Here is a 21,790-nt window from a genome sequence, read left to right as displayed (position 1 = left end):
GCGCATGCGTCTGTACCTCGCCTCGACCTCGCCCGCTCGACTCTCTGTATTGCGCGGGGCTGGAATCGAACCGATCTGTTTCTCGCCTGAGGTAGATGAGGACGCAGCTTTGGCAGCGCGCGAGGCCGAGTTAGGGCGGGCCCTCTCTGCGCCAGAGTTGACGGAGTATCTGGGGCGGCTCAAGGCCGAAGACGTGGTGCGCAGGCACGGCGGCGAGATTGACGGGCTTGTGCTGGGTGGCGACTCGATGTTTCTGCTCGGGGTGAGATTCTCGGCAAGCCGCACCTGCCCGAAGTGGCGCTCGAACGCTCGAAACGGCACCGCGGTAATACGGGGGTGCTGCACTCGGGTCACTGGCTGATCGACCATACGCGTGGCGAGGTGCGCGGCGCCGTTGGTGGCGTCGACACCGCGAAGGTGACGTTGTCTGCCGACCTGCAAGACACCGAGCTTGAGGCGTACGTGGCGACGGGCGAGCCGCTTGAGCTGGCCGGAGGCTTCGCGATCGATGGCCTGGCCGGAGCCTTCATTGAGCGCATTGAGGGCTCTACGAGCTGCGTGATTGGGCTTTCACTGCCGAAACTGCGTCAGCTTGTGCGGGAGCTGGGTCATGACTATCCGGCGCTGTGGTCCGTGTGATTCTGGGCCCCTGGTCACCCCGCGCCAGCAACGCCACGGTGAGCGTGGCGATTGTCTCGCCGCTGGCGAGATCCACACCAAGTAAGTCCTCGATGAGGGCGATGCGCTGGTAGAACACGGACCGCGACAGTCGCGCCTGTTGGGCGGCGAGCGAGCGATTTGTGGGGTGCGCGAGGTAGGCGTCGAGAACCCTCAGCAGATCACCGCTGTGCCCGGGTCCGCTCTCGCGGTCGTGGGCAACGAGGGGGCCAAGTATGTCCGCCGCAAATTCCTGCACCGCTGGGGTCGCCGCGAGTCCGCGCACCAGGTACGCGAGCGGTTGCCGCTCAGCCTGCTGCACGATAACTCGCCCGATTGTGGCAGTCGTGGGTAAAGACCCTGCTGCCCGCACACGCTCCAGAGACGCAATCAGTTCCCCGATCCGTTTGCCGGACAGCCCAAGACTGAGCTGTGCTCTCCAAACGGAAGGTGTCGTGTCAGGCAGCAGCATCCCGAGTTCGTGCGAGAATCGCTCGGCGAGAGCGGGTACGCGCTCGGCGCGCTCGGACGAGGTGCTTCGCGGATCGTTCACAGGAAAAGAAAGGAGCGCGAGCAGTGTTCCCTCGCGGGGTGCGTCAATATCCGGGGTAAGGATCGCAGATCCCTCTGGAGATACCGCTCGCCTGAGCGCTGTCTCAAGAATCGCTCGCTCGAGGCTCTCGTGCGCTCCGAAGTCACCAGAGCCTCGAAGGGTGGCTCCGAGTAGGCGTCGCCCGGCAACGGGAAGCCCACCGGCCACGAGCTGCACCGCGAGTTCGGTATCGCTGCGGAAGCGCCCACCGAGCAACTGGCCAAAGAGCTGTTTTGAGCTGAGTTGAAGCCATTGATCCTCGCCCGTGTCTGCGAGCCTACCGAGGGCGAGCGCGAAGGCTCCCAGTTCGAGAACTGTCTGCCGTCCCGCGGGGTGCGGTGATCCAGGTAGCGCAGTGAGGTGTCCCCAGCGGGTGCCCCGGGCCTCGACCGGTACTCGCGCCCATCCGGCGGGCAAGGTTGCCGCGAGGCTCGCCGCTGACGACCAACGATCCAGAATTCGCTCGGGGTCTGGCGGCTGCGAACCACCCGCGGCCCAGGCGACGACGCGCTGCGCGGAATCCTCGAGCACCACGGGAGCTTCGAGCGTCGCCGCGAGCCGCTCGATCACGTAGTCAACGGGGCTGCGATTGAGGCCGAGCTCAGTGAGCATGGCGTGCACTCCGGCGCGCGCCTGCAGTGCCTCGGTCTGGGTCGCGAGAATACGCTGATGAATGCGCTGCGTGATCTGCACGAAACGAACCTCGTGGTGAAGTGCAATGAGGGGCACACCACTCGCCTCGCAGCTGCGCACGAGTTCTGGGGGCACCTCGGCTAGGTGGGTGCCGAGTTCGAGCATCACAGCCGCTGGCTCGGTTCCCGTCAGTGTATCTGTAACCGCGGCAAGCAACTCGGAATCGGTTGGCCAGCCTGCCCCCGTTGTCAGGAGCAGTTCGCCACCGTCAAGAAAAGCCGCAGCCCCGGTGCCAGCGACCACGTGCGCCCACCGCACGAGGCGATCCAAAGCGGCAGACCCCGTGATCAATTCGGGCTGCCCCGCGAGTACCTCCGGCAGTTCGAGCACGGCGGCAACGCTGAGCCCCGCGGACTCTGTCGTGTGGTCTGGCATGGATCCCCCGTCTGGTCAACGCGACCACGCGGGCCGTGAACTTCAGAATTCATACAGATTGTACGGCACTTTGCAAAAGTGCCGATGATTTGGCGGCAGGCGATCCCCAACGGCAATGGCACACTTATAACGCTGGGATCCAGTGATCCCAAACACATTGACCGAAAGCAGAAAGAGGGCGAACCGAATGGCACGCATCCCCCACGTTATTGGTGGCCAGAAGATTGACGCTGGTGAGCGCTACCAGCCGGTGTACAACCCGGCGACTGGCGAACAGCAGCACGAACTGGGCATTGCCTCGGCGGCAACCGTCGAGCAGGCGATCGCGGCGGCTGCAGCGGCCCTGCCGATGTGGCGCAAGACGAGTCTCACTAAGCGTGCGGATGTGTTCTTCAACCTGCGTCAGCTGCTGAAGCAGCGCACGCCTGAGCTTGCCGCGATTGTGACGAGCGAGCACGGCAAGGTGCTCTCTGACGCAGCTGGCGAGATCGCGCGTGGCCTTGAGAACGTTGAGTTCGCCTCCGGTCTGCTGCACCTGCTGAAGGGTGAGCGCGACGAGCAGGTCTCGACCGGCGTTGACGTGCACTCGGTCAAGCAGCCCGTGGGTGTTGTTGCGGCGATCACCCCCTTTAACTTCCCGGTGATGGTGCCGCTCTGGATGATCGCCAGCGCGATTGCCTGCGGCAACACCGTGGTGCTGAAGCCCTCCGAGCGCGACCCCTCGGCCTCCATCTTCATTGCGGATCTGTTCCGCGAGGCCGGGCTGCCCGACGGTGTGCTCAACGTCGTGAACGGTGACAAGGTCGCCGTCGACACGCTGCTCGACAGCCCGACGGTGAAGGCAGTGAGCTTCGTTGGATCCACCCCGATCGCCCGCTACATCTACGAGCGCGCGGCGGCAAACGGCAAGCGCGTGCAGGCTCTCGGTGGTGCAAAGAACCACATGATCGTGATGCCCGACGCCGATCTCAACATGGCCGCTGACGCTGCTGTTTCGGCAGCCTACGGCTCGGCCGGCGAGCGCTGCATGGCTGTCTCGGTGGTCGTCGCTGTCGGTGGCGTTGGCGACGAGCTCGTTGGCAAAATCGCGGATCGCATGAAGGATCTCAAGATCGGTGACGGCACCGATCCCTCCTCGGAGATGGGCCCGCTCATCACTGCCGAGGCTCGGGATCGCGTTGAGTCGTACGTGGCTGGCGCTGCGGCCGAGGGTGGCGTCGTGGTTGTCGACGGCCGCGAGACTAAGTTCGAGGGCAACGGCTTCTTCACCGGCGTCTCACTGATTGACCACGTCAAGACCGACAGCAAGGTGTATCGCGAGGAGATCTTCGGGCCCGTGCTCGCGATCGTGCGCGTCGACACCTACGAGGAGGGCGTGACCCTCATCAACGAGCACCAGTTCGGCAACGGTACCGCGATCTTCACCCGCGACGGTGGCCTCGCCCGCCAGTTCGAGTTCGAGGTTGAGGCTGGTATGGTCGGCATCAACGTGCCGATCCCCGTGCCCGTTGGATCCTTCTCGTTCGGTGGCTGGAAGGACTCGCTCTTCGGCGATTCCCACATCTACGGACCCGAGTCGGTTCACTTCTACACCCGCAGCAAGGTCATTACGACGCGCTGGCCGAACCCCGACCAGTCGAAGGTTGACCTCGGCTTCCCCAGCAACAGCTAAGCGAGGAGTATTCAATGGCTGATTACACAGATCTCAATGGTGCCGAGCAGTCCTTCGGCGACACCGACGCCCAGCGCGAGGTGCGCGCAAACGACCGCCAGTACGTCTTCCACTCGTGGTCGGCGCAGGGTCAGATCAATCCGCTGCCCATCGCTCGCGGTGAAGGCGTACGGTTCTGGGACTACGACGGCACCGAGTACCTCGACTTCTCGTCGCAGCTCGTCAATCTGAACCTGGGTCACCAGCACCCGGGGCTCGTGAAGGCGATTCAGGATCAGGCCGCGCGCATGGCGACCATCCAGCCCGCCATGGCAAACGACGTGCGCGGTGAACTCGCCAAGCGCATCGTCGAGCACTCCTTCGAGGGTGCCCGCTCGGTGTTTTTCACAAACGGCGGCGCCGAGGCGATTGAGTACGCGGTGCGCCTCGCCCGCCAGTCGAGCGGCAAGCGCAAGATCATGTCGCGTTACCGCTCGTACCACGGCTCGACGGCGACCGCGATCACCATGACCGGTGAACCGCGTCGCTGGGCGAATGACGTCATCGACGGCGAGGTTGTGCACTTCTTCGGACCGTACGCCTACCGCAGTGCGTTCTGGGCCTCGACTCCTGAAGAGGAAGCCGAACGAGCACTGAAGCACCTCGAAGAGCAGATCCAGCTTGAGGGTGCCAGCACCATCGCTGCGATCGTGCTCGAGACGGTCACCGGCACCAACGGTGTGCTCGTACCGCCGCCCGGCTACCTGCCCGGCGTGCGCGCGCTGTGCGATAAGTACGGCATCCTCATGATCTGTGACGAGGTCATGGTCGGCTTTGGCCGCACCGGTGAGTGGTTCGCTTACCAGGGCTTTGACGTTGCGCCTGACCTCGTGACCTTCGCGAAGGGCGTCAACTCAGGTTACGTGCCGCTCGGTGGCGTTGTTATCTCCGAAGCGATCCACCAGGCGTTCGAGAACCGCGTGTTCCCGGGTGGACTGACCTATTCGGGCCACCCCCTCGCGTGCGCCGCCGGTGTTGCGACCTTCGACATCTTCGAAGAGGAGCGCATCATCGAGCGCGTTCGGGATCTCGGTTCGCGGGTGGTCGAACCCCGTCTGCGCGAGATGGCCGCGAAGCACCCCTCGGTAGGCGAGTACCGCGGCAAGGGCCTGTTCTGGGCGCTTGAGCTGGTGCTGGATCGCGAGACCCGCGAACCGCTCGTGCCGTTCAACGCGGCGGGCGAGGCTGCGGCCCCGTTCAACGCAGTTGTGGCCGCGTGCAAGGCCGCTGGCCTGTGGCCGTTCGCCGCTGGCAACCGCCTGCAGATCGCGCCCCCGCTGATCATCTCGGAAGAGGATCTGGTGAAGGGTCTCGACATCATCGATGCGGCGCTCGACGTGGCTGATGGGTACGTAAAGTAGGTCGGGCTTAGTAACCCTCCACCCCTGGTGTGAGCACAGATGCACCGTATGGAAACCCATACGGTGCATCTGTGCTCGCACTGCTTTGGGGTGATGACGGGGGCTTCTTAAAGTTGTGTATTGCGGCAAGAATCTGCACGAGTGTGTGGCGCGAACCTGCGCGAGAGAGCGATTTTACAGGTTTTGTCCGTGGCGGATCATGTAAAACTGCCCTCTCGTGAGGCATTTCTGTTGTGCAGCACCTGGTGGCGTTGGTTATCAGAAAGCACCTGGGCCGATGGTGCATCAGTCGGAGAGAGCTGAAACTCATTTGCATAGTAGTGCTATGTAAATTGCGGTAGTGTTGCTTGCGCAAACCTCGGGAGGTATCGTGCAGGATCCACACAATCAGAGCGACGACGCAACAGCACTCGGCGACACCGCGCTTGAGCTCATCCGCTCAGCCGCGCGCTTCACTCGGATGGTCGCGCGTGTGCCCGGCATCGCCTACTCCTCCGTCGCCTGGCGCGTGCTCGCCGACCTGAGCGAGCAGGGGCCAACACGCGTCAGTGATCTGGCGGCACAGCAGCGAGTTGCGCAGCCGACCATCACCGTGCTCGTGCAGCGGCTCACCGCTGAGGGATGGCTGGAGCGCCAGCGCGACCCCGAAGACGGGCGCGCGACCCTGGTGCTCATCACGAGCGGTGGCGAGACGGCACTACAGAACTACCGGCAGTCAATGGCCGAGAGGATCGCGCCGCTGCTCGTGGAGTTCTCCGGTAAGGATCGCGAGGCGCTTGAGCGCGCGACCACAATCATGCTGCAGCTCAGCGAGCAGGTGTAGCAGCGCCACGCTGATCCCGAACCACACGCGTACACACTACGACCAAGGAGTCATCACGAGCACCACCACCGAACCCAGACCGACCACTGCGGCGACCCCTGCTCTTCAGGATGCTGGGTGCGCTGACCGTGTGCCTGGTTCTGCTCGGGATGCTCAACACCGACCTCACCGAGGCCGTCATCGAGGCGATTGACCTACCGTGCAACGTGGCCTCGTCGACCTACTCGGGGGTGCGCTCTACAGCGGCCCTCGGTACAGTGCGAGTACACCTTCGGTGTGCAGCTTTCTGCCGCATGACGAACATACGTTAGAAAACTGCACACCGGAGACGGTTGTGGGGCCGGGAAGACGGGGTCAGAGCATTTCAGTGATTCGTAATTGGACTCAAGACCGCATCACTTGGTGCTGCATCGACCACGCGAGTGGTTACCGCGTATGTGAATACTGGGTCACCCGCTTTTACTCCTTTGTAGCCCTCTCCCGCGAGCGTTCGCCCGCCGATCACCAGACCCGTCGTGGGATCGATAATAATCTCGTTGTACTCACCAGCGCGGTTTGGCTCTGATCTGCCGAACGCCGTTCCTTTGACTCCATCAAGATTCGCGACGTTGGGTGTGCCGGTCACACCGGGAATCATCGCCATGGCCTCGATGAGCGACGCGCGCTGTTTCGCAGGCAGGATTCCTGTCGACAGCAGTCCTTGAATACGGAAGAAGTTGTCTTCATCCGGGAGTTCGAGCCACCATAATACTGCTCATCGATCCATCGCAGGGCAGCCTCCCCACCTTCCGAGGGAATCTCGGCGATTATCTCACCGGGCGCTTCCGGGCGATTGGGATCATCGCTCACAGCTCCGTGGAAGTCTCCGTTACGAGCGGTGATTCGTTCTGGGCCGCCAGCGCCTTCAGTGTTCATGAATCCCGACTCAGCCACCAATACCCACTCCGCGCCGAGGTCATGCGGCACATACACGTCGGACTGCTCGATGTTTTGTGGGCAATCAAAGGTTACATCTCCACTCCCATCGTCAGACATGCAGTTGCGCGAGTCAGATCGTACTGTGGACAATAAATACTGCCCCGGACCCGGCATAACCTCGTTGAACTCAACGGTAACTCCAGCGATCTCGTGCAGCCTTACGTTGGTCTGATAGTTCGTAAAGGCGGTGGCGGCAGGCCCCACCCCGAAAGCAAGCGCGACAGCCCCGACCGACGATCCCGCGATCCACGCAAGCCGCCGCTTCCAAGGCCTACGACGCGGCTTGGCGCTGCGCGATCCCGAACCAGCAGCCGCACTGCCAACTACCTCAGCCGCCATAGCCTGCTCGAGCCGCGCAAACGCTGGTGCCAGGTCATCCGGGCCGGGGGTGGGTACCTCGCTACGCAAGGTTTTGAGTGTACTGAAGTCGTTCATGTGATCCCTCCTCAGGTGCGGGCGTAACGCGCAGTGCGCGCCTCGCTCTATTGAGTCGTGAGCGGACCGTGCCCACCGGCACCTCAAGTGCCAGTGCGATCTCGTCGTAGGAGAGTCCCTCCCACGCGTACAGCAGCAGTGTGTCGCGATCTTTGACCGAAAGCAGTCGAATGTTTCGAGCCGTTTCTCGAAACTCCTCTCGCTCCGCCAAGATGAGGGCAGGATCGCCGCGCTCGCTTGAGTCCTCAGCGTCAGCGTCAGTGTCACCCGCTGATTCCTCCAGCATGCGCAGTGTTCGCGCCTCGGCCACGCGGTGCCTGTGCATCAGGTTGGTGGCGATCCCGAACAGCCAGGGTGTTGCGTCGTCGCGGCTGAGATCGAAAGAGGCCCGCCGTTCGAACGCCACCATAAATGTCTCGCTGATGACGTCGTCGGCGACGCTCGGCCCGGCGCGTCGCGAAACGTACCGATAGAGCCTCGGGGCATGGCGATGAAAAATCTCGCCGAAGGCCGAGGGCTCCTGCAAGGACCGTGTAATGACGCTGCTGTCTGTGCTCACACTAGGTATTCCTCGCGGCGTCGGAAAAGTTCATTATTCGTCAGGCTAGTTCCAAAACGAGTAGCTGAAGCCGTCGAAGACCAGAGTCACCCAGACCCAGACCCAAAGCGGAAATGCCCCGAGACATATACCGATGATTGCCATGGCATTGAGCCCTGGAGTGGGTTGTGACCCTTGTTTCGCAGTCGCCGACATCATGACAAGAGAGATGACGCCGAGGACGATCCCTAGTAGCCCGACCAACGGAACTACGAGGGCGATGATCCCCGCGAGCAGAGCCAACACGGCGAGTTTAGGAAACCGCCACCTAAACCGCTCAGATTCAAGTTGCCTCGTCTGCTCCTCGCTCCATGCGAGTGGGTTCTTTTTATGGTCAGGTGAAGGCGTAGAAGAAGGAGAACCGGTCATAGCTGCAGGTTACCGGTAATCCATTACTAACGACCCCCGGTCGCCATGCGCATCAGCTCGCTGTCGAGGTCGATGCCGAGCTCCGTGCCGCCCGCGCTGCCGTAGGAGTGCTGATACGCCTCCCATGCATCGCCTCGAACGACGGAGCGAAAACCCGCCACGAGCAGCGCCACCAGTTCGGTCGCCGTGCGATCCACGCGGGCGCTGAGGCCGTTCCCGTTCCAGTCGTCGGGTGACGCGAACAGCGAGGTCGGCACGGTGATCGTGCGCAGATAGGCGAAGAGTCCACGCAGTTGGTCGTCAATCACGAGGGCGTGACGATCGCTGCCCGCGGTCGCCGCGAGCAGCACGGGAGTGCCAATCAGCAGGTCGTTGTCGAGCACCTGAAAGAACGAGGTGAACAGCCCGCTCGCGCCTGCCTTGTAGACAGGGGTCGACGCGATAACGGCGTCCGCGTCGCGGAGCACATCAATGGCTCTCTGCAGATCGGGAGAGACGTGCTGTGCTACGAGGGCGGCAGTTATGTCGTTTGCGAGTGCGCGCAGGTCTATCACGCGGGTCAGAACTTCGACGCCCTGATCGGCCGCGAGTGCGGTCACACGAGCGGCCGCGCGATTCGCGAGCATGGTCGTGGTGGATGGATCGCTCGTGCCTGCGGTCACCACGGCGAGTGTTTTCGTTGTGGTCATTTTGTGGTCCTTTCAACGTTTAGTGTCATTCTGCGCGAGCGTGAGCTATTTATGGTCACGGTCACTCTGCGACTCGTTCCTCGCGCAGAATGACCGGGGGTTTCGCCTTGCCCACTCAACCGCCGAAGCCTACTGAGCGATGAGCTTCTCGCACAGTCTCTGTAGATCGCGCATCTCGTCGGGGGTGAGTGCGCCGCCCACATCGCGGGCCACACTCTTCGCGTGGGCCCGCCCGACCTCGCGCTGCACGCGACGGCCATCCTCGGTGAGTGCGACCTGCACGGCCCGCCCGTCGGTCGCATCGGGGCAGCGGGACAGCAAACCACGAGTGACGAGCCGATCCACGGCCCGCGAGAGTGCGGGCTGGCTGAGTAGCACCCCCTGCTGGATCTCGCTGATCCGCATCGGCCCATCACCCTTCGCGAGGGTGTACAGCACGTCGTACTCTGACACCGTGGCCTCGCTCCAGATGTCCTCGGAGGCGTAGCGCCCCATGAGCGTGGCGTGCGCCGTCATTAACGCCTCCCACGCTTCGTTAGCGAGGCGAACGTCGATGCGAGTGCTGTTTCCCATGGTCGGCAGCTTACTCGCCGAGGCCAAAGGCGGCGCCCGCCTTGGCCGGCGAATCCTGGTAGGGCGATCCACCGGTCACGTTGTCACCGCGGTTCGCGTTTGGTCGCGGCTGGCGCGGGGCAGCGTCACCGTACTTGGCGCGCACCCTCGCCTCGTGCGACGGGGTGTCGGGCGTTTCGGGATCCCGAACTGCCTCAAGCTCGCGGCGCAGCACGGGCACCACCTCTTCGCCCAGCAGGTCCAGCTGCTCGAGCACGATCTTCAGTGGCAAGCCGGCATGGTCGATCAAAAACATCTGGCGCTGGTAGTCACCGAACGTCTCGCGGAAGCTCAGAGTCTTGTCGATCACCTCTTGCGGGCTGCCGACGCTGAGCGGGGTCTGCTGTGTGAAGTCCTCGAGCCGCGGGCCGTGACCGTAGACGGGTGCTTCATTGAAGTAGGGCCGGAATTGCTCCGTCGCGTCCTGCGACTTCTTCGCAATGAACGCCTGCCCGCCAAGTCCGACGATCGCCTGTTTCTGCGTGCCGTGCCCGTGAAACTCGTAGCGCTCGCGGTAGAAACGCACGAGTCGCAGGAAGTGCTCGGAGGGTGCAAAGAGGTGGTTGGCAAAGAACCCGTCGCCGTAAAAGGCGGCCTGCTCGGCAATTTCGGGGGTGCGGATCGAACCGTGCCACACGAACGGGGGTACGTCATCGAGTGGGCGAGGTGTGCTTGTGAAGCCCTGCAGCGGCGTGCGGAAGTTGCCCTCCCAGTCGATCACGTCTTCGCGCCACAGCCGGTGCAGCAGGTTGTAGTTTTCGAGGGCGAGCGGCAGCGCGCTCCGAATGTCTTTGCCGAACCAGGGGTAGACCGGGGCGGTGTTGCCGCGGCCGAGCATTAGGTCCATACGCCCGTCTGCCAGGTGCTGCAGCATTGCATACTCTTCGGCGATCCTGACCGGGTCGTTTGTGGTGATCAGTGTGGTGCTCGTTGAGAGTTTCAGCGTGCTCGTCTGCGCCGCGATGTAAGCGAGCAGGGTCGTTGGTGTTGAAGAGAAGAAAGGTGGGTTGTGGTGCTCACCGACTGCGAACACGTCGAGGCCGACCTCTTCGGCTTTGCGTGCGATCTGCACGGTGGCTTTGATGCGTTCCGCTTCGCTTGGTGTTTCACTGCTGACCGGATCGCGGGTGATGTCGCTGACGGAGAAGATTCCGAATTCCATAATGCCCCTCATCTATATGCGTGTGCATATAGATTCAACGCGACCTGGCTGAATCTATTCCCAGCTGTCCTGAATTTATGTTGTACACCCTGTCCGGGTCACTTGGGCACAGTGTTTATGCGTAAGACTGTGCCCAAGCGACCCGGACAGGGATGCAGCTCTGCAGAGGGTGGCGCTGCCTAAGCCCCGAGTAGCTTCTGGATGCGCTTGATGCCCTCAAGTAGCGCCTCATCGCCGAGCGCATAGCTAAAGCGCAGGTAACCGCTCGGGCCGAACGCCTCACCGGGAACCGCTGCAACCTCCGCCTCGGAGAGGATCAGGTCTGCGAGTTCAAGCGAGGTCGTTGGGGTGACCCCGCCGTAAGTCTTGCCGAGCGCTTCGGTTACGTCAACGTAGGCGTAGAACGCGCCCTCTGGGGTGGGACAGTTGAAGCCCTCGACCTTGTTGAGTTCTTCGATGATCACCTTGCGGCGGCGATCGAAGGCGAGGCGCATGTCTTCGATGGGCTGCTGCGGACCCGTGAGTGCCTCAATTGCGGCGCGCTGCGCAATGTTGTTGATGTTTGAGGTGAGGTGTGACTGCAGGTTCGACGCACCCTTGATGATGTCGGCGGGGCCGACCATCCAGCCGAGACGCCAGCCGGTCATCGCATAGGTCTTGGCGACACCGTTGACAAGCACCGCACGATCCTGAATCGCGGGCGCTGCCTCAACGATCGAGACAGCGCGCACGCCGTCGTAAGTGAGGTTCTGATAGATCTCGTCAGCAACAACCCACAGGCCCTTTTCGACAGCCCACTCGCCGATGGCGCGGGTCTCCTCTGCCGAGTACACGGCGCCGGTTGGGTTAGAGGGGGAGACAAAGAGTAGTACTTTGGTGCGCTCGGTGCGGGCCGCCTCGAGCTGCTCCACAGTTACCTTGTAGCCCTGATCCGCGCCGGCGAACACTTCAACGGCGACGCCGTCTGCGAGCTGGACTGCCTCGGGGTAGGTGGTCCAGTAAGGGGCGGGGAGGAGAACCTCGTCACCCGGATCAAGCAGCGACTGGAATGCCTCGTAAACCGCCTGCTTACCACCGTTGGTCACGATCACCTGCGAGGGATCAATGGCCCAGCCAGAATCGCGAGCGGTCTTTTCGGCGACCGCCTTCTTGAGCTCGGGTAGCCCGGCTGCCGCTGTGTAGCGAAAGTTCTTGGGTTCGTCGAGCGCCCTGCGAGCCGCGTCAACGATGTGTGCTGGAGTGGCGAAATCTGGTTCGCCGGCAGCGTAGCTAATGACGGGGCGCCCCTCTGCCTGGAGGGCTTTCGCTTTGGCGTCAACCTTGAGTGTTGCGGACTCGGCGATAGCTGCGATCTTCTTCGAAAGACGGGAAATGTTGCTCACCCCTCAAGCCTACGGCACAACAGGGTTGTGGCGGGATTTGGGGGCGCTGAAAGTTTGTTGCGAGCGGTGACCGGGTTAGACAAGCCGACGAGGATCACGTAGAGTATTGCGAGGTAGTTGACTTCTGCCAGAATTTCCTGTGCCTAAAGGCTACGGAGATTCAGGGGTCAAGTTCTGAAGGGCGGTGGCTCAATTGGTAGAGCAGCGGTCTCCAAAACCGCAGGTTGCAGGTTCGAGTCCTGTCCGCCCTGCCACTCCCGGATGGTGTGTTCAGCGCCATCCGGGACAATGTGAAAGGACAATCTAGTGAGCAGCAGCGAGGTCGACGAGAGCGGCGGCGGGCTTGTCGAGCGCGCCAAAGCGGACAGTGCCGCAAAGCGGAGCTGGTTTGGACGCATCATCCTGTTCATTCAGCAGGTTATTGCTGAGCTGAAGAAGGTCGTTACTCCGACCCGCAAAGAGCTCATCAACTACACACTCGTTGTGCTCGCATTCGTTGTTGTCATGATGGCGCTTGTTTGGGTGTTGGATCAGGCCTTCGGTTGGTTCACACTGTTCCTCTTCGGGTCGCCACTCGGTTAGATGTTCCCCGGGTCTGAACAGCTCGGATCCCGAATTTCACGAGTTTCGAATCTTAAGCAAAGCAAAGGCAAGAAAATCAGATGACGAGCGATAACAGCATGAATCCCGAGGCTGACCTCGACGCCGCGCTTGATGCACTGGCACACGGCACCGATCCCGTTGCCGATGCTGCTGTCGAAGACGCCCTCGATATCGATAACGCCGAAGAGGCTGAAGCTGCGGCCAACGCGATTGTTGACGAGGAAGCCGAAGATGAGGCTGAGATGGATGCAGAAGCTGCCTCCGCGGAGGACCCCTATAAGGCGTTCAAGAAGGACCTGCGTCGCCGTCCTGGCAAGTGGTTTGTGATCCACACTTACGCTGGTTACGAGCGTAAGGTGAAGTCCAACCTTTGGAACCGACGCGAGACCATGGGTGCTGTAGACGACATCTATGAAATCCAGGTTCCCATGGAAGACGTCATGGAGGTCAAGAACGGCCAGCGCAAGATGGTGACCCGCGTGCGGATCCCCGGCTACGTGCTCGTTCGTATGAACCTCACCGAGAGCACGTGGTCTGTTGTGCGTCACACTCCCGGCGTGACTGGCTTCGTTGGTAATGCTCACAATCCCGTGCCGCTTCGCATTAATGAGGCCTTCGAAATGCTGAAGAGCACCGTCGAGCTTGAGCCTGCAGCGACCGCCAAAGGTAATGCGGCTGCCACTGCCGCTGCTGCCGGCAATGTCGAGATCGACTTCGAGATCGGCGAAACCATCACCATCAAGTCCGGCTCCTTCGAGGGTCTGCCCGGCACGATCAGCGAGATCAACCCCGCGGCTGGCAAGCTCACGGTTCTGGTGTCGCTCTTCGAGCGCGAGACCCCGGTCGAACTCAGCTTCGACCAGGTCGCCAAGATGATCTAGTAGTTTTTGCAAAAGGCCCCGCTTCGGCGGGGCTTTTTGCGTTTGGGTGATTCTTAAACGTTGGGGTCTTGGTCTCAGCTCCGGGAACCGGAGGTCACTATCCGCCAGTTCGGCACCGATTCCGCGTATGACACCGCTTCTGGGCTCAAAAGAGGTGTCCCAGTGGTTTTTCGGTGTCCTGTTGGTGATTGTGCTCGTGACGAGACCTGAGACGCGGTGGTTTGGAGTCACAAATGGCGTCGGGCTGATCCTGCACCCGCTCGCCCGCAGTCCAACGAACCAGATGTAGTCCGCGTGAGATCGCCTCGAGGATCATCTGCTGCACGACGTGCCAGCGATGCGTAACAAGTTCGTAGTTTACTCTGATCACGTGGTGGCCGCTTCGTGTGAGGTCTGCATCGTGCTGCATGTCCTCGGTGCGCTGCGTTCCAGAGTGCTGCTTGTCATCAATCTGAACCACAAGCCTGTCGCCGATAAGGAAGTCGACGCGGTGCCCGTGGATCCATGTCTGGAATCGAATTGAGATCTGTAACCAACTCAAGCGGGTCCGAAAGAAAGTTTCTAACCCTGAATCGGCGAAGGGTGTGGTTTCTTCGAGCAGTTGTCTTGCGCGAGATCTAAGCGGAAGTGAGTCCAGAGACGCGTAGTCCGTGAGGCCCTTATTTAGCGCTGAATCCCAGATGGCAAGTGCTACGTCGTGTGGTTGACAGTGAGCGACGCAGTGAAGCACGTTTTCGATTGGATCGACCAGTGTTTCTGGTGCCCGAATGATCAGGGGGAGTTGCCAGTGAACAATGCCGGAGTGAACCTGTAGCCTGCGTCCGCGTGATCTAGCCGCAAAGTGAGCCTCATTGTGATTTAGTACCCAGAGTCCCAACCTCTTTGCCTGAGTGATGCACGACAAAATCACGCCGTGTTGAGCGGCAAAGACCAGGGCCGGATCTGCATCGGTGAGAGCGAGCCACCGTTTTCTTGGACGAACGACCAAGCCAAGGTCCACAGCCTTCCTAATCGCGTTGGGCGAGTAACCGAGCGCGGCAATATGTGCAGTTAGCGTGACCCCGCCGCGATCCCGTAGGTCTTGTGTAATGCCCATGTTGAGATTCTGTCGAAGTATTGTGGCGGCGGGAGGAGAAAGTCGCGGTTGTGAATAAGTCGGCACCGATTCGGGCGCTGGCTGATCATGTGAGCGAAGTATGGGTGAGCCGGTTCGGCACCGAAAACCGCACGGGCACCTCATCTCTGTTGAAAGAGGTGTTCTTCGCGTGATCGGTGCCCAAGGGTGTGGTGGCACCACAAGTGCGAGATTCAAGCAACTCAGGTATGCTTGTCTGGTTTGCGGCTTCTTTCGAGAATCACGCAAACCACACCGCGCTTCGGAACGGCCGGAGAGGCGGGAGAACTGCACCGCAAGGTGCGGCTTCGAATTGAAAGGAAACTATCATGGCAAAAGCCAAGAAGGTTACCGGTCTGATTAAGCTTCAGATCGCAGCCGGCGCCGCCAACCCTGCACCCCCCGTGGGTCCTGCGCTGGGTCAGCACGGCGTCAACATCATGGAGTTCTGCAAGGCCTATAATGCGGCCACAGAATCCCAGCGCGGCAACGTTGTGCCCGTCGAGATCACGGTCTACGAGGATCGCTCGTTCACCTTCGTTCTCAAGACTCCTCCGGCAGCTGAGCTTCTCAAGAAGGCAGCTGGCGTGCAGAAGGGCTCCGGCACCCCGCACACCGTCAAGGTGGCGAAGGTTACCGCTGAGCAGGTTCGCCAGATCGCCGAGCAGAAGCAGGCTGATCTGAACGCGAACGACATCGACGCAGCGTCGAAGATCATCGCGGGCACCGCTCGCTCCATGGGCATCACGGTCGAGTAAGGGCAACGGACATGGCACAGAAGTCAAAGGCATACCGCGCCGCCGCCGAGAAGATCGGCGAAGGAAAGTTCTACACTCCCGCTGAGGCTGTCGCCCTGGCGAAGGAGACTGGTTCAACTAAGACAGACTCGACCGTTGAGGTCGCCGTCAAGCTTGGTGTTGATCCCCGCAAGGCAGACCAGATGGTGCGTGGCACCGTGAGCCTGCCCCACGGCACTGGTAAGACCGCACGCGTTATCGTGTTCGCGACCGGCGCTGCAGCTGAGGCAGCAATCGCTGCCGGTGCTGACGAGGTTGGTGGTGACGAGCTGATCGAGAAGGTTGGCGCTGGCTACACCGATTTCGACTCGGCTGTTTCGACCCCCGAGCTCATGGGCAAGGTTGGCCGTCTCGGTAAGGTACTTGGCCCCCGCGGCCTCATGCCGAACCCCAAGACCGGCACCGTTACCCCGGATCCGGCCAAGGCCGTGACCGACATCAAGGGTGGCAAGATCGAGTTCCGCGTTGACAAGCACGCCAACGTTCACTTCATCGTGGGCAAGGCATCCTTCACCGCTGAGCAGCTCACCGACAACATCAACTCGGTGCTCGACGAGATCTCACGCCTCAAGCCGTCTTCGGCAAAGGGCAAGTACGTGCAGAAGGGCGCCGTTTCGACGACCTTCGGCCCCGGCATCCCCCTGGATGTGAGCGGACTCTAGTTAGAGCCAAAAACGGCCTCCTGCTTCGGCAGGGGGCCGTTTTTTACATTGGCGAGAGCAGCGACCCTGTGTATCGAATATGCACTTGTCAGCGGTTCAGTTTAGGATGAGTAGGATCATGTCGGTACAACACATTCCCTCAAGACGCGGTGCGTCGCCCACTTGCCTTGGCTGAGCGCGCGCAGGCCAGCGTTCCCGCGATCCCTGGCTTTAGTTACGTTCGACCTTTGGGCTCTGGCGGGTTCGCCCAGGTTCACCTGTACGAGCAAGACATGCCGCGCCGTGTTGTTGCCGTAAAGGTGCTCAATCCCTCAAGCAACACAGCCGCGGCGGTGGCTCAGCTGCGCGAGGTGTTTGAAAGCGAAGCTGACGTGATGGCGCGCCTGAGCAGCCACCCCTCCGTTGTGTCGATCTATCAGGCCAGCATTTCACTCGATGGCCTGCCGTACCTCGCGATGGAGTACTGCCCTGAATCTATGGGCGCGCGCACAAAGGGCAACCCTGTTCCGCTCAAGGACGTGCTCGACGCTGGGGTCAGGATCGCGGGTGCACTCGAGACAGCGCACAAAGCCGGTGTGCTGCATCGTGACATTAAACCCTCAAACGTGCTTCTCACGACGCTCGGTCGACCCGTGCTTTCCGACTTCGGTATTTCCCAGATGATTGGTCAGCAAGAACCCGGCGATGGTGACGTTGCGATGTCCATTCCCTGGTCTGCTCCCGAGGTTGTGCAGTTGCAAACGAGTGGTGATGTGACGAGCGAGGTGTGGGCGCTGGGTGCGACGCTGTATTCCTTCGCTGCTGGCCGTTCGCCGTTTGAGCTCGCGGACAAACGGCTGAACACGAGGTCGAAGCTCAGTGAGCGAATCGTTAAGGCCGTGTACCCCTCTGTGCCGGGCGCGCAGGGCTACGAGCAGTTCGACGAACTCATTTCGCGCGCGCTGCGCAAGAATCCGCATGAGCGATTCAGCTCTATGGCGCAGTTCGGTGAGGCAATTCAAGAGCTGCAGCGTTTTTACCACTTTGACGTGACACCGCTTGAGGTGGTGGCGGAGTCCTGGTTGCCGCGCTCCGAAAGTGTACAAGCGGGTACGCGTGGCCCAGTGGTGAGTGCCGTTGCAGGTCGGCAGACTCGAGCTGAAGTGCGAGCTGCGGCGCTGGCCGAAAAGCGTGGCATGGATTCCGACGGCGTTGTGTTGGATCGGCCGACATCGCCGTTGCGGGCCGGGCTTATCGGGGCGGGCGTCGCGCTGGCCGGGGTGGCCGGAATAGCCGCAATTGTGCTGGCAGTTTGGAGTGGCAGATGAGTCACCCGGGGCTGGTTGATCGTCGCGGGCGGTCCCAAGACGCTGCAGCAGAGCGCACCAGAGGTTTGCGCATGTGGATTGCGGGTGGGATCGCGTTCGCGCTGGTAACAACCATCGCAGTTATCGCGAGTGGCTATGATGCCCGCGAGACACCGCGCGAAGACGCAAGTGTGTGGGTGGCGCGCGACGCCGGGCAGTACGCTCGTGTGAACACCGATACCGGAGAGCTCGACATTGTGCGTAAGGCCAGTGACGTAAGCGGATTGCTGCAGTTTGGTGGGCGCGGGGTTGTGCTCTCGAATGGAAATGGGCGGGCATGGCCTATTGAGGCTTCAAACCCGGTTGATCTGGGGGATGCGGCAAAGCCGAAGGACGGTGTGCAAACCGTCGGGAATGAATCGAACGAACAAAGCTCAGAGAAAGATGGGGCCTCTGCTGTTCGAATGCCCGAAGGCACTAGGGCTGTCGTGGCGTCCGGCAGGTTTGTGGGTGTGTTGACCGAGCCAGGATCGGCTTACTTTGGAGAGCTTTCGGGTGATCCTGACTCAAACGAAGGATCTAGCGCAGATGCAAAGTTTTACACCGCAGATCTGAGCAGCCGCCTGGCTTCACTGCGACAGATGAACCCGTTCGCTGAAGAGCAAGCGAAAAGCGACAAAGTTGAGAACAAGTCAACCTCGAAGACGAAGAACAAGGCGGGTAACGGCGAGGCCGAAGCGAACGAAAAGGATTATCACGCAGACGCAATTGCGGTCTCGGCAACCGGTGAGGTTGCTCTTTATTCGTCTGAAGAAAATGCCGTGCGCCGATTTGATGGTGCCACAGGCGAGTTTAGAGGCACTACAGACTCATTGCCAGATGCTGCAAAGGGTCTGGTCGATCCTCAGCTCACTCTTGTGGGTAGTGACTGGGTTCTGGTTGACGCTGAGCGGGGGCGTCTGTGGCGCAAAGATTCGAGCGAGACAAAGCTGAGCTTCGAGGGTGAGGCCCTACTGCAGACGAGTAGCGCAGCTCAGTCCAACGGCGATGTACTCGTAGCCGATGCTGGTGGCCTGTGGCGTGTGGGAAAGGGTGGCAAAGCATCTCGCGAGGCTGAAGCGAAAGGAACACCAGCGCAGCCGGTTGAGGTTGCGGGCAAGATGTACGCCGCGTGGCTAGGCCAGAGCGGTGGATCGCTGTGGCAAGACGGTGAACTGAAGCCACTGCAGTTCGATAACTCGATTCGGCAAAAGGGAGACCTGAACCCGACCTTCCGAACGAACGGAGAGCGTGCCGTTCTCAGCGAAATGCGAACCGGCATGCTGTGGACGCTGCCTGAGGGCACGTTGATCCCGCTCGCTCAGTGGAACATTTCGGATCCCCCAAAAGAGGACCGCGGAACGGTGGTTGTCGACGAGGTGACCGAGCAACTGCCGCCGGTTGCGGTCGATGACTCGTTTGGGGTGAGAGCTGGGCAGCAGGCACCACTGCCTGTGATGCTCAATGATTACGATCCAAACAAACGCGACGTGCTGACAATCATTCCTGAGTCGCTGACTGAGTCGCCGTTGCCGGAAGCCTTCGGAACAGTTCAGCTTATGCCAGACGGTCAATCACTGACCGTGCAAATGGTACCGGAGGCCACCGGAACGGCAACGTTCTCATATCGCATTACTGATGGCGGACTTTCGTCTGAGACCGCCACAGTCACGCTGACGGTCATGGGCGACGAAGCGAACACCGCTCCTGCCTGGTGCCCGGTTGAAGGCTGCCAACGGGAGTGGCGAGTGCCAGCGATCACACCGGGAGGTACTCTTGTCTACCCGATTCTTGAGGGCTGGGTTGATCCCGAGGGTGACGTGCTCATGTTGTCTGGGGCCGAGGTCGTGAACCCAGATGACCCGGTTCGTGCCATCGTTACAAACGACGGTAAACTCGCCGTTCGTCACACCGACCCCAACGCCGGTGCATCAGAGGTGATGCTGAGGATCACGGTGGCTGATGACCGCGGTCAGCAACAGCAGAGAAACCTGCAGCTGTCAGTGCAGCCGAATGCTCCGGCCGAGTTTATTGATACGGCCGCGACCGTGCGAGTTGGCGAACCCGTCACACTGCAACCGCTGCAGAGAGTTGCTGGCGGATCCGGATCGTACGCCCTGACAAACGCCACGGTGCAGAGCGGCAGTAACGTGCTGCAGCTGAACCAGCAGCTTGCATCGGGAACTATTGAGGTGGAGGCTACTGAGACAGGCAGCGCGATGGTCGCGCTGAATATTCGGGATACCGTGACCGGTGGCGAGATTACGGGCATGTTGCGGGTCACGGCGACACCGGAGGGTGCCTCGCTCGCACTGCCGCCGCTGCGCGCTTTTGTGCGTCCTCTCTCTGATTCAACAGTGAATGTGCTTGATGCCATTTCTGGTGCGAGTGATCGGTCACTATCCGTGACCGCCGCGAACGTCGTAGAGGGTGAGCTTCGCGCTGATGTGATCGAGCACGCGCAGGTGCGTGTTGCCGGGAGCACTGCAGACGGAGCGCCCGGCCGTATTGGCGCGGTGGACGTAACTGTGGCCGAGGGGGTTGCGAACGCGCAGGGAAGACTCACGGTGTTCCAGGTGCCAGAGACCGGAGGAGACGGGGCCATCGCGGTCGCTGATGTTGCCACGGTGCGGGCCGGATCAATCACAGACATTCGAGTGCTTGACAACGACGTTGCACCGCCGGGGACCGACTACTGCTGCACCCCGAGGTCACCGGCTCAGGAGCGAAGGGTGAGCTTGCTTTCGCCTCGGGTAACGTGCTGCGCTATCTTGCCCCGAATAAGCCGGGGGTCTACCGTCTGAGCTACACGACCTACGGTGCGAGTTCGCCTGAGAAGAGCGACGTGGGCATGGTGTACGTCACGGTGGTGGCGAAGGGCTCGAACCGAGACCCGCAGCCGCGCGCAGTCACAGCGAGGGTCGCCCCTGGTGAACAGGCGGAAACACGAGTGCCGCTTTCGGGGGTCGACCCCGATGGCGACCGTGTTCGTCTCGTCGATGTTGACTCGCCTAAGGATCCGCAGGTTAACGCGAGCCTTTCAGCCTCTGGCACGAGCATTATGGTGTCTGCATCGTCGGCTGCCAAGCCCGGTGAGTACAGCGTTGACTACACGGTGCGCGACGACTTCGACAGTGTTGCGGTCGGCAAACTGCGCATTCTTGTGATCGCCTCAGACGAAAAGAGTAGCGCCCCTGTCGCCTCAACCGATTACGTGAGGATGGTGCCAAGTAGTGCTCAGCCCGCGGCGGTCCGCCCGCTCGATAACGATATTGATCCTGCCCACGGCAAGCTCAGCATTGTGTCAGTTGTGCCCAACGTGCCCGGATCAAAAGACAGTGCTGAGTACAAAAAGCTCGCCGCTCGAGTTGATCTTGCTGACCTGAAAAAGGGCAATGTGTCAATCGCTCCCGATAAGGACATCGGCACGGTTTCGTACCGATACACGATTAAATCATCGGTCAGTTCGAGCACGGCAGACGGTTTGATTGTGGTGCAGACCTCCGAGCGAGTTGGGGCGCAGGCCCCCAGGGTTGACGACACCGTGTTGAACGTGCGGGATCGCGCTGCGCTCTCTGGCGGCGGCGTTGATGTGGTCACCGATAAAGTGCGCTGGTCTACCGGAGACCTGTCGTCTCTGAAGCTGTCGCTGTGGGCTCAAACGCCAAGAACTATCGGGCCGATGGCAACAAGATCATTGGGCAGTACAACCCGGATGGTGATCTTGTTGTCTTTAAACTCACCGGGAGCGACATTACCGGGCAAGAGGTTTCGAGCTACGGGTTTTTGATGGTGCCGCCGCTCGATGAGCTGCGATTGACCTTGAAAGCCGGGCTGAAGCCCCTCAACGTCGATGAAGACAAGTCGGTCGAAGAGCGCGTGCAAGATCTGGTCGATTTGGGTCCGGGGGATCGCGCCGAGCTGCGGCAGACAGGGTTCAGTGTGGGCGCGGGCAGGCAACTTGCTCGGCG

Annotated in this window: 21 protein-coding genes, 1 tRNA gene and 1 pseudogene; 13 read left to right on the top strand and 10 right to left on the bottom strand. The window is 61.2% G+C overall.

Going from position 1 to position 21,790, the window contains the following annotated elements:
• Positions 1–4 precede the first annotated feature (4 nt).
• A pseudogene (locus tag G7066_RS13765) lies at positions 5–639 on the top strand (Maf family protein).
• On the opposite strand, the gene G7066_RS13760 reads toward G7066_RS13765, so the two are convergent.
• Positions 548–2,317: a PucR family transcriptional regulator gene (locus G7066_RS13760; RefSeq protein WP_166331619.1), complete on the bottom strand. Its 1,770-nt coding sequence runs from the start codon at positions 2,315–2,317 to the stop codon at positions 548–550. The pseudogene G7066_RS13765 and the gene G7066_RS13760 overlap by 92 nt on opposite strands.
• 187 nt (positions 2,318–2,504) lie before the next feature.
• Between G7066_RS13760 and G7066_RS13755 the strand changes: the two genes are divergently transcribed.
• From G7066_RS13755 to G7066_RS13740, 4 genes are all read left to right on the top strand, one after another.
• Positions 2,505–3,989 (top strand): CoA-acylating methylmalonate-semialdehyde dehydrogenase, encoded by a 1,485-nt coding sequence (locus G7066_RS13755; RefSeq protein ID WP_166331618.1) that lies wholly within the window; start codon positions 2,505–2,507, stop codon positions 3,987–3,989.
• A 14-nt stretch (positions 3,990–4,003) separates the two neighbouring features.
• On the top strand, positions 4,004–5,389 hold the full coding sequence (locus G7066_RS13750) for an aspartate aminotransferase family protein (RefSeq protein ID WP_166331617.1): 1,386 nt from the start codon (positions 4,004–4,006) through the stop codon (positions 5,387–5,389).
• 340 nt (positions 5,390–5,729) lie between these two features.
• Positions 5,730–6,212 carry a MarR family winged helix-turn-helix transcriptional regulator gene (locus G7066_RS13745; protein ID WP_244303026.1) on the top strand — a complete coding sequence of 161 codons (483 nt, stop codon included), beginning with the start codon at positions 5,730–5,732 and terminating at the stop codon, positions 6,210–6,212.
• A 110-nt stretch (positions 6,213–6,322) separates the two neighbouring features.
• Complete coding sequence (locus G7066_RS13740) at positions 6,323–6,523, top strand: hypothetical protein (protein ID WP_166328086.1); 201 nt, start codon at positions 6,323–6,325, stop codon at positions 6,521–6,523.
• 53 nt (positions 6,524–6,576) lie between these two features.
• Here the strand turns inward: G7066_RS13740 and G7066_RS13735 are convergent, their stop codons facing one another.
• The 8 genes from G7066_RS13735 to G7066_RS13700 form a co-directional block, all read right to left on the bottom strand.
• Complete coding sequence (locus G7066_RS13735) at positions 6,577–6,855, bottom strand: hypothetical protein (protein WP_166331616.1); 279 nt, start codon at positions 6,853–6,855, stop codon at positions 6,577–6,579.
• On the bottom strand, positions 6,846–7,625 hold the full coding sequence (locus G7066_RS13730) for a hypothetical protein (protein ID WP_166331615.1): 780 nt from the start codon (positions 7,623–7,625) through the stop codon (positions 6,846–6,848). Before G7066_RS13730 ends, G7066_RS13735 begins: the two co-directional genes overlap by 10 nt.
• On the bottom strand, positions 7,591–8,184 hold the full coding sequence (locus G7066_RS13725) for an RNA polymerase sigma factor (protein ID WP_166331614.1): 594 nt from the start codon (positions 8,182–8,184) through the stop codon (positions 7,591–7,593). The genes G7066_RS13730 and G7066_RS13725 overlap by 35 nt, the downstream gene beginning before the upstream one ends.
• A gap of 45 nt (positions 8,185–8,229) precedes the next feature.
• Complete coding sequence (locus G7066_RS13720; RefSeq protein WP_166331613.1) at positions 8,230–8,592, bottom strand: DUF4190 domain-containing protein; 363 nt, start codon at positions 8,590–8,592, stop codon at positions 8,230–8,232.
• A gap of 26 nt (positions 8,593–8,618) precedes the next feature.
• Positions 8,619–9,281, bottom strand: coding sequence for a CE1759 family FMN reductase (locus G7066_RS13715; RefSeq protein ID WP_166331612.1), 663 nt, complete (start codon positions 9,279–9,281; stop codon positions 8,619–8,621).
• A gap of 129 nt (positions 9,282–9,410) precedes the next feature.
• Entirely contained in the window at positions 9,411–9,854 is a 444-nt protein-coding gene (locus G7066_RS13710) for a MarR family winged helix-turn-helix transcriptional regulator (RefSeq protein WP_166331611.1), read from the bottom strand.
• Between the two features lie 10 nt (positions 9,855–9,864).
• Positions 9,865–11,055 carry an LLM class flavin-dependent oxidoreductase gene (locus G7066_RS13705; protein ID WP_166331610.1) on the bottom strand — a complete coding sequence of 397 codons (1,191 nt, stop codon included), beginning with the start codon at positions 11,053–11,055 and terminating at the stop codon, positions 9,865–9,867.
• Positions 11,056–11,234: 179 nt separating this feature from the next.
• Positions 11,235–12,437 carry a pyridoxal phosphate-dependent aminotransferase gene (locus tag G7066_RS13700; protein WP_166331609.1) on the bottom strand — a complete coding sequence of 401 codons (1,203 nt, stop codon included), beginning with the start codon at positions 12,435–12,437 and terminating at the stop codon, positions 11,235–11,237.
• Between the two features lie 178 nt (positions 12,438–12,615).
• Between G7066_RS13700 and G7066_RS13695 the strand changes: the two genes are divergently transcribed.
• The 3 genes from G7066_RS13695 to nusG all read left to right on the top strand — a co-directional run bounded on the left by G7066_RS13695 (position 12,616) and on the right by nusG (position 13,921).
• Positions 12,616–12,691: transfer RNA gene (locus tag G7066_RS13695), tRNA-Trp, on the top strand.
• A 52-nt stretch (positions 12,692–12,743) separates the two neighbouring features.
• Complete coding sequence (secE, locus tag G7066_RS13690; RefSeq protein WP_166290712.1) at positions 12,744–13,019, top strand: preprotein translocase subunit SecE; 276 nt, start codon at positions 12,744–12,746, stop codon at positions 13,017–13,019.
• A gap of 80 nt (positions 13,020–13,099) precedes the next feature.
• A complete protein-coding gene (gene nusG / locus G7066_RS13685) occupies positions 13,100–13,921 on the top strand; it encodes a transcription termination/antitermination protein NusG (protein WP_166331608.1) in 822 nt (273 codons plus the stop codon).
• A gap of 145 nt (positions 13,922–14,066) precedes the next feature.
• Here nusG and G7066_RS13680 read toward each other — a convergent pair whose 3' ends face one another.
• A complete protein-coding gene (locus tag G7066_RS13680) occupies positions 14,067–15,017 on the bottom strand; it encodes an endonuclease domain-containing protein (protein ID WP_166331607.1) in 951 nt (316 codons plus the stop codon).
• 347 nt (positions 15,018–15,364) lie between these two features.
• Here G7066_RS13680 and rplK point away from each other — a divergent pair, with 347 nt between their 5' ends.
• The 5 genes from rplK (at position 15,365) to G7066_RS13655 (ending at position 21,609) form a co-directional block, all read left to right on the top strand.
• Positions 15,365–15,793, top strand: a complete 429-nt coding sequence (gene rplK / locus G7066_RS13675; protein WP_087012629.1) for a 50S ribosomal protein L11 — start codon at positions 15,365–15,367, stop codon at positions 15,791–15,793.
• Positions 15,794–15,804: 11 nt separating this feature from the next.
• On the top strand, positions 15,805–16,494 hold the full coding sequence (gene rplA / locus G7066_RS13670; RefSeq protein WP_166331606.1) for a 50S ribosomal protein L1: 690 nt from the start codon (positions 15,805–15,807) through the stop codon (positions 16,492–16,494).
• A gap of 167 nt (positions 16,495–16,661) precedes the next feature.
• A complete protein-coding gene (locus tag G7066_RS13665) occupies positions 16,662–17,801 on the top strand; it encodes a serine/threonine-protein kinase (protein ID WP_166331605.1) in 1,140 nt (379 codons plus the stop codon).
• Positions 17,798–20,623, top strand: a complete 2,826-nt coding sequence (locus tag G7066_RS13660) for an Ig-like domain-containing protein (protein WP_166331604.1) — start codon at positions 17,798–17,800, stop codon at positions 20,621–20,623. Before G7066_RS13665 ends, G7066_RS13660 begins: the two co-directional genes overlap by 4 nt.
• Positions 20,578–21,609, top strand: a complete 1,032-nt coding sequence (locus tag G7066_RS13655; protein ID WP_166331603.1) for an Ig-like domain-containing protein — start codon at positions 20,578–20,580, stop codon at positions 21,607–21,609. The genes G7066_RS13660 and G7066_RS13655 overlap by 46 nt, the downstream gene beginning before the upstream one ends.
• Positions 21,610–21,790 lie beyond the last annotated feature (181 nt).

The organism is Leucobacter coleopterorum, assembly GCF_011382985.1.
In the GTDB taxonomy this organism is placed as follows: Bacteria; Actinomycetota; Actinomycetes; order Actinomycetales; family Microbacteriaceae; genus Leucobacter; species Leucobacter coleopterorum.
This window is presented reverse-complemented; position numbering and strand designations above follow the sequence as displayed.

Bases quoted from the DNA above. Each gene is read 5' to 3' on its own strand.
- G7066_RS13760 (WP_166331619.1), bottom strand. From the start codon at position 2,317: ATGCCAGACCACACGACAGAGTCCGCGGGGCTCAGCGTTGCCGCCGTG.
- G7066_RS13755 (WP_166331618.1), top strand. From the start codon at position 2,505: ATGGCACGCATCCCCCACGTTATTGGTGGCCAGAAGATTGACGCTGGT.
- G7066_RS13750 (WP_166331617.1), top strand. From the start codon at position 4,004: ATGGCTGATTACACAGATCTCAATGGTGCCGAGCAGTCCTTCGGCGAC.
- G7066_RS13740 (WP_166328086.1), top strand. From the start codon at position 6,323: ATGCTGGGTGCGCTGACCGTGTGCCTGGTTCTGCTCGGGATGCTCAAC.
- G7066_RS13735 (WP_166331616.1), bottom strand. From the start codon at position 6,855: ATGGCGATGATTCCCGGTGTGACCGGCACACCCAACGTCGCGAATCTT.
- G7066_RS13730 (WP_166331615.1), bottom strand. From the start codon at position 7,625: ATGAACGACTTCAGTACACTCAAAACCTTGCGTAGCGAGGTACCCACC.
- G7066_RS13720 (WP_166331613.1), bottom strand. From the start codon at position 8,592: ATGACCGGTTCTCCTTCTTCTACGCCTTCACCTGACCATAAAAAGAAC.
- G7066_RS13715 (WP_166331612.1), bottom strand. From the start codon at position 9,281: ATGACCACAACGAAAACACTCGCCGTGGTGACCGCAGGCACGAGCGAT.
- G7066_RS13710 (WP_166331611.1), bottom strand. From the start codon at position 9,854: ATGGGAAACAGCACTCGCATCGACGTTCGCCTCGCTAACGAAGCGTGG.
- G7066_RS13705 (WP_166331610.1), bottom strand. From the start codon at position 11,055: ATGGAATTCGGAATCTTCTCCGTCAGCGACATCACCCGCGATCCGGTC.
- nusG (WP_166331608.1), top strand. From the start codon at position 13,100: ATGACGAGCGATAACAGCATGAATCCCGAGGCTGACCTCGACGCCGCG.
- G7066_RS13680 (WP_166331607.1), bottom strand. From the start codon at position 15,017: ATGGGCATTACACAAGACCTACGGGATCGCGGCGGGGTCACGCTAACT.
- rplK (WP_087012629.1), top strand. From the start codon at position 15,365: ATGGCAAAAGCCAAGAAGGTTACCGGTCTGATTAAGCTTCAGATCGCA.
- rplA (WP_166331606.1), top strand. From the start codon at position 15,805: ATGGCACAGAAGTCAAAGGCATACCGCGCCGCCGCCGAGAAGATCGGC.
- G7066_RS13660 (WP_166331604.1), top strand. From the start codon at position 17,798: ATGAGTCACCCGGGGCTGGTTGATCGTCGCGGGCGGTCCCAAGACGCT.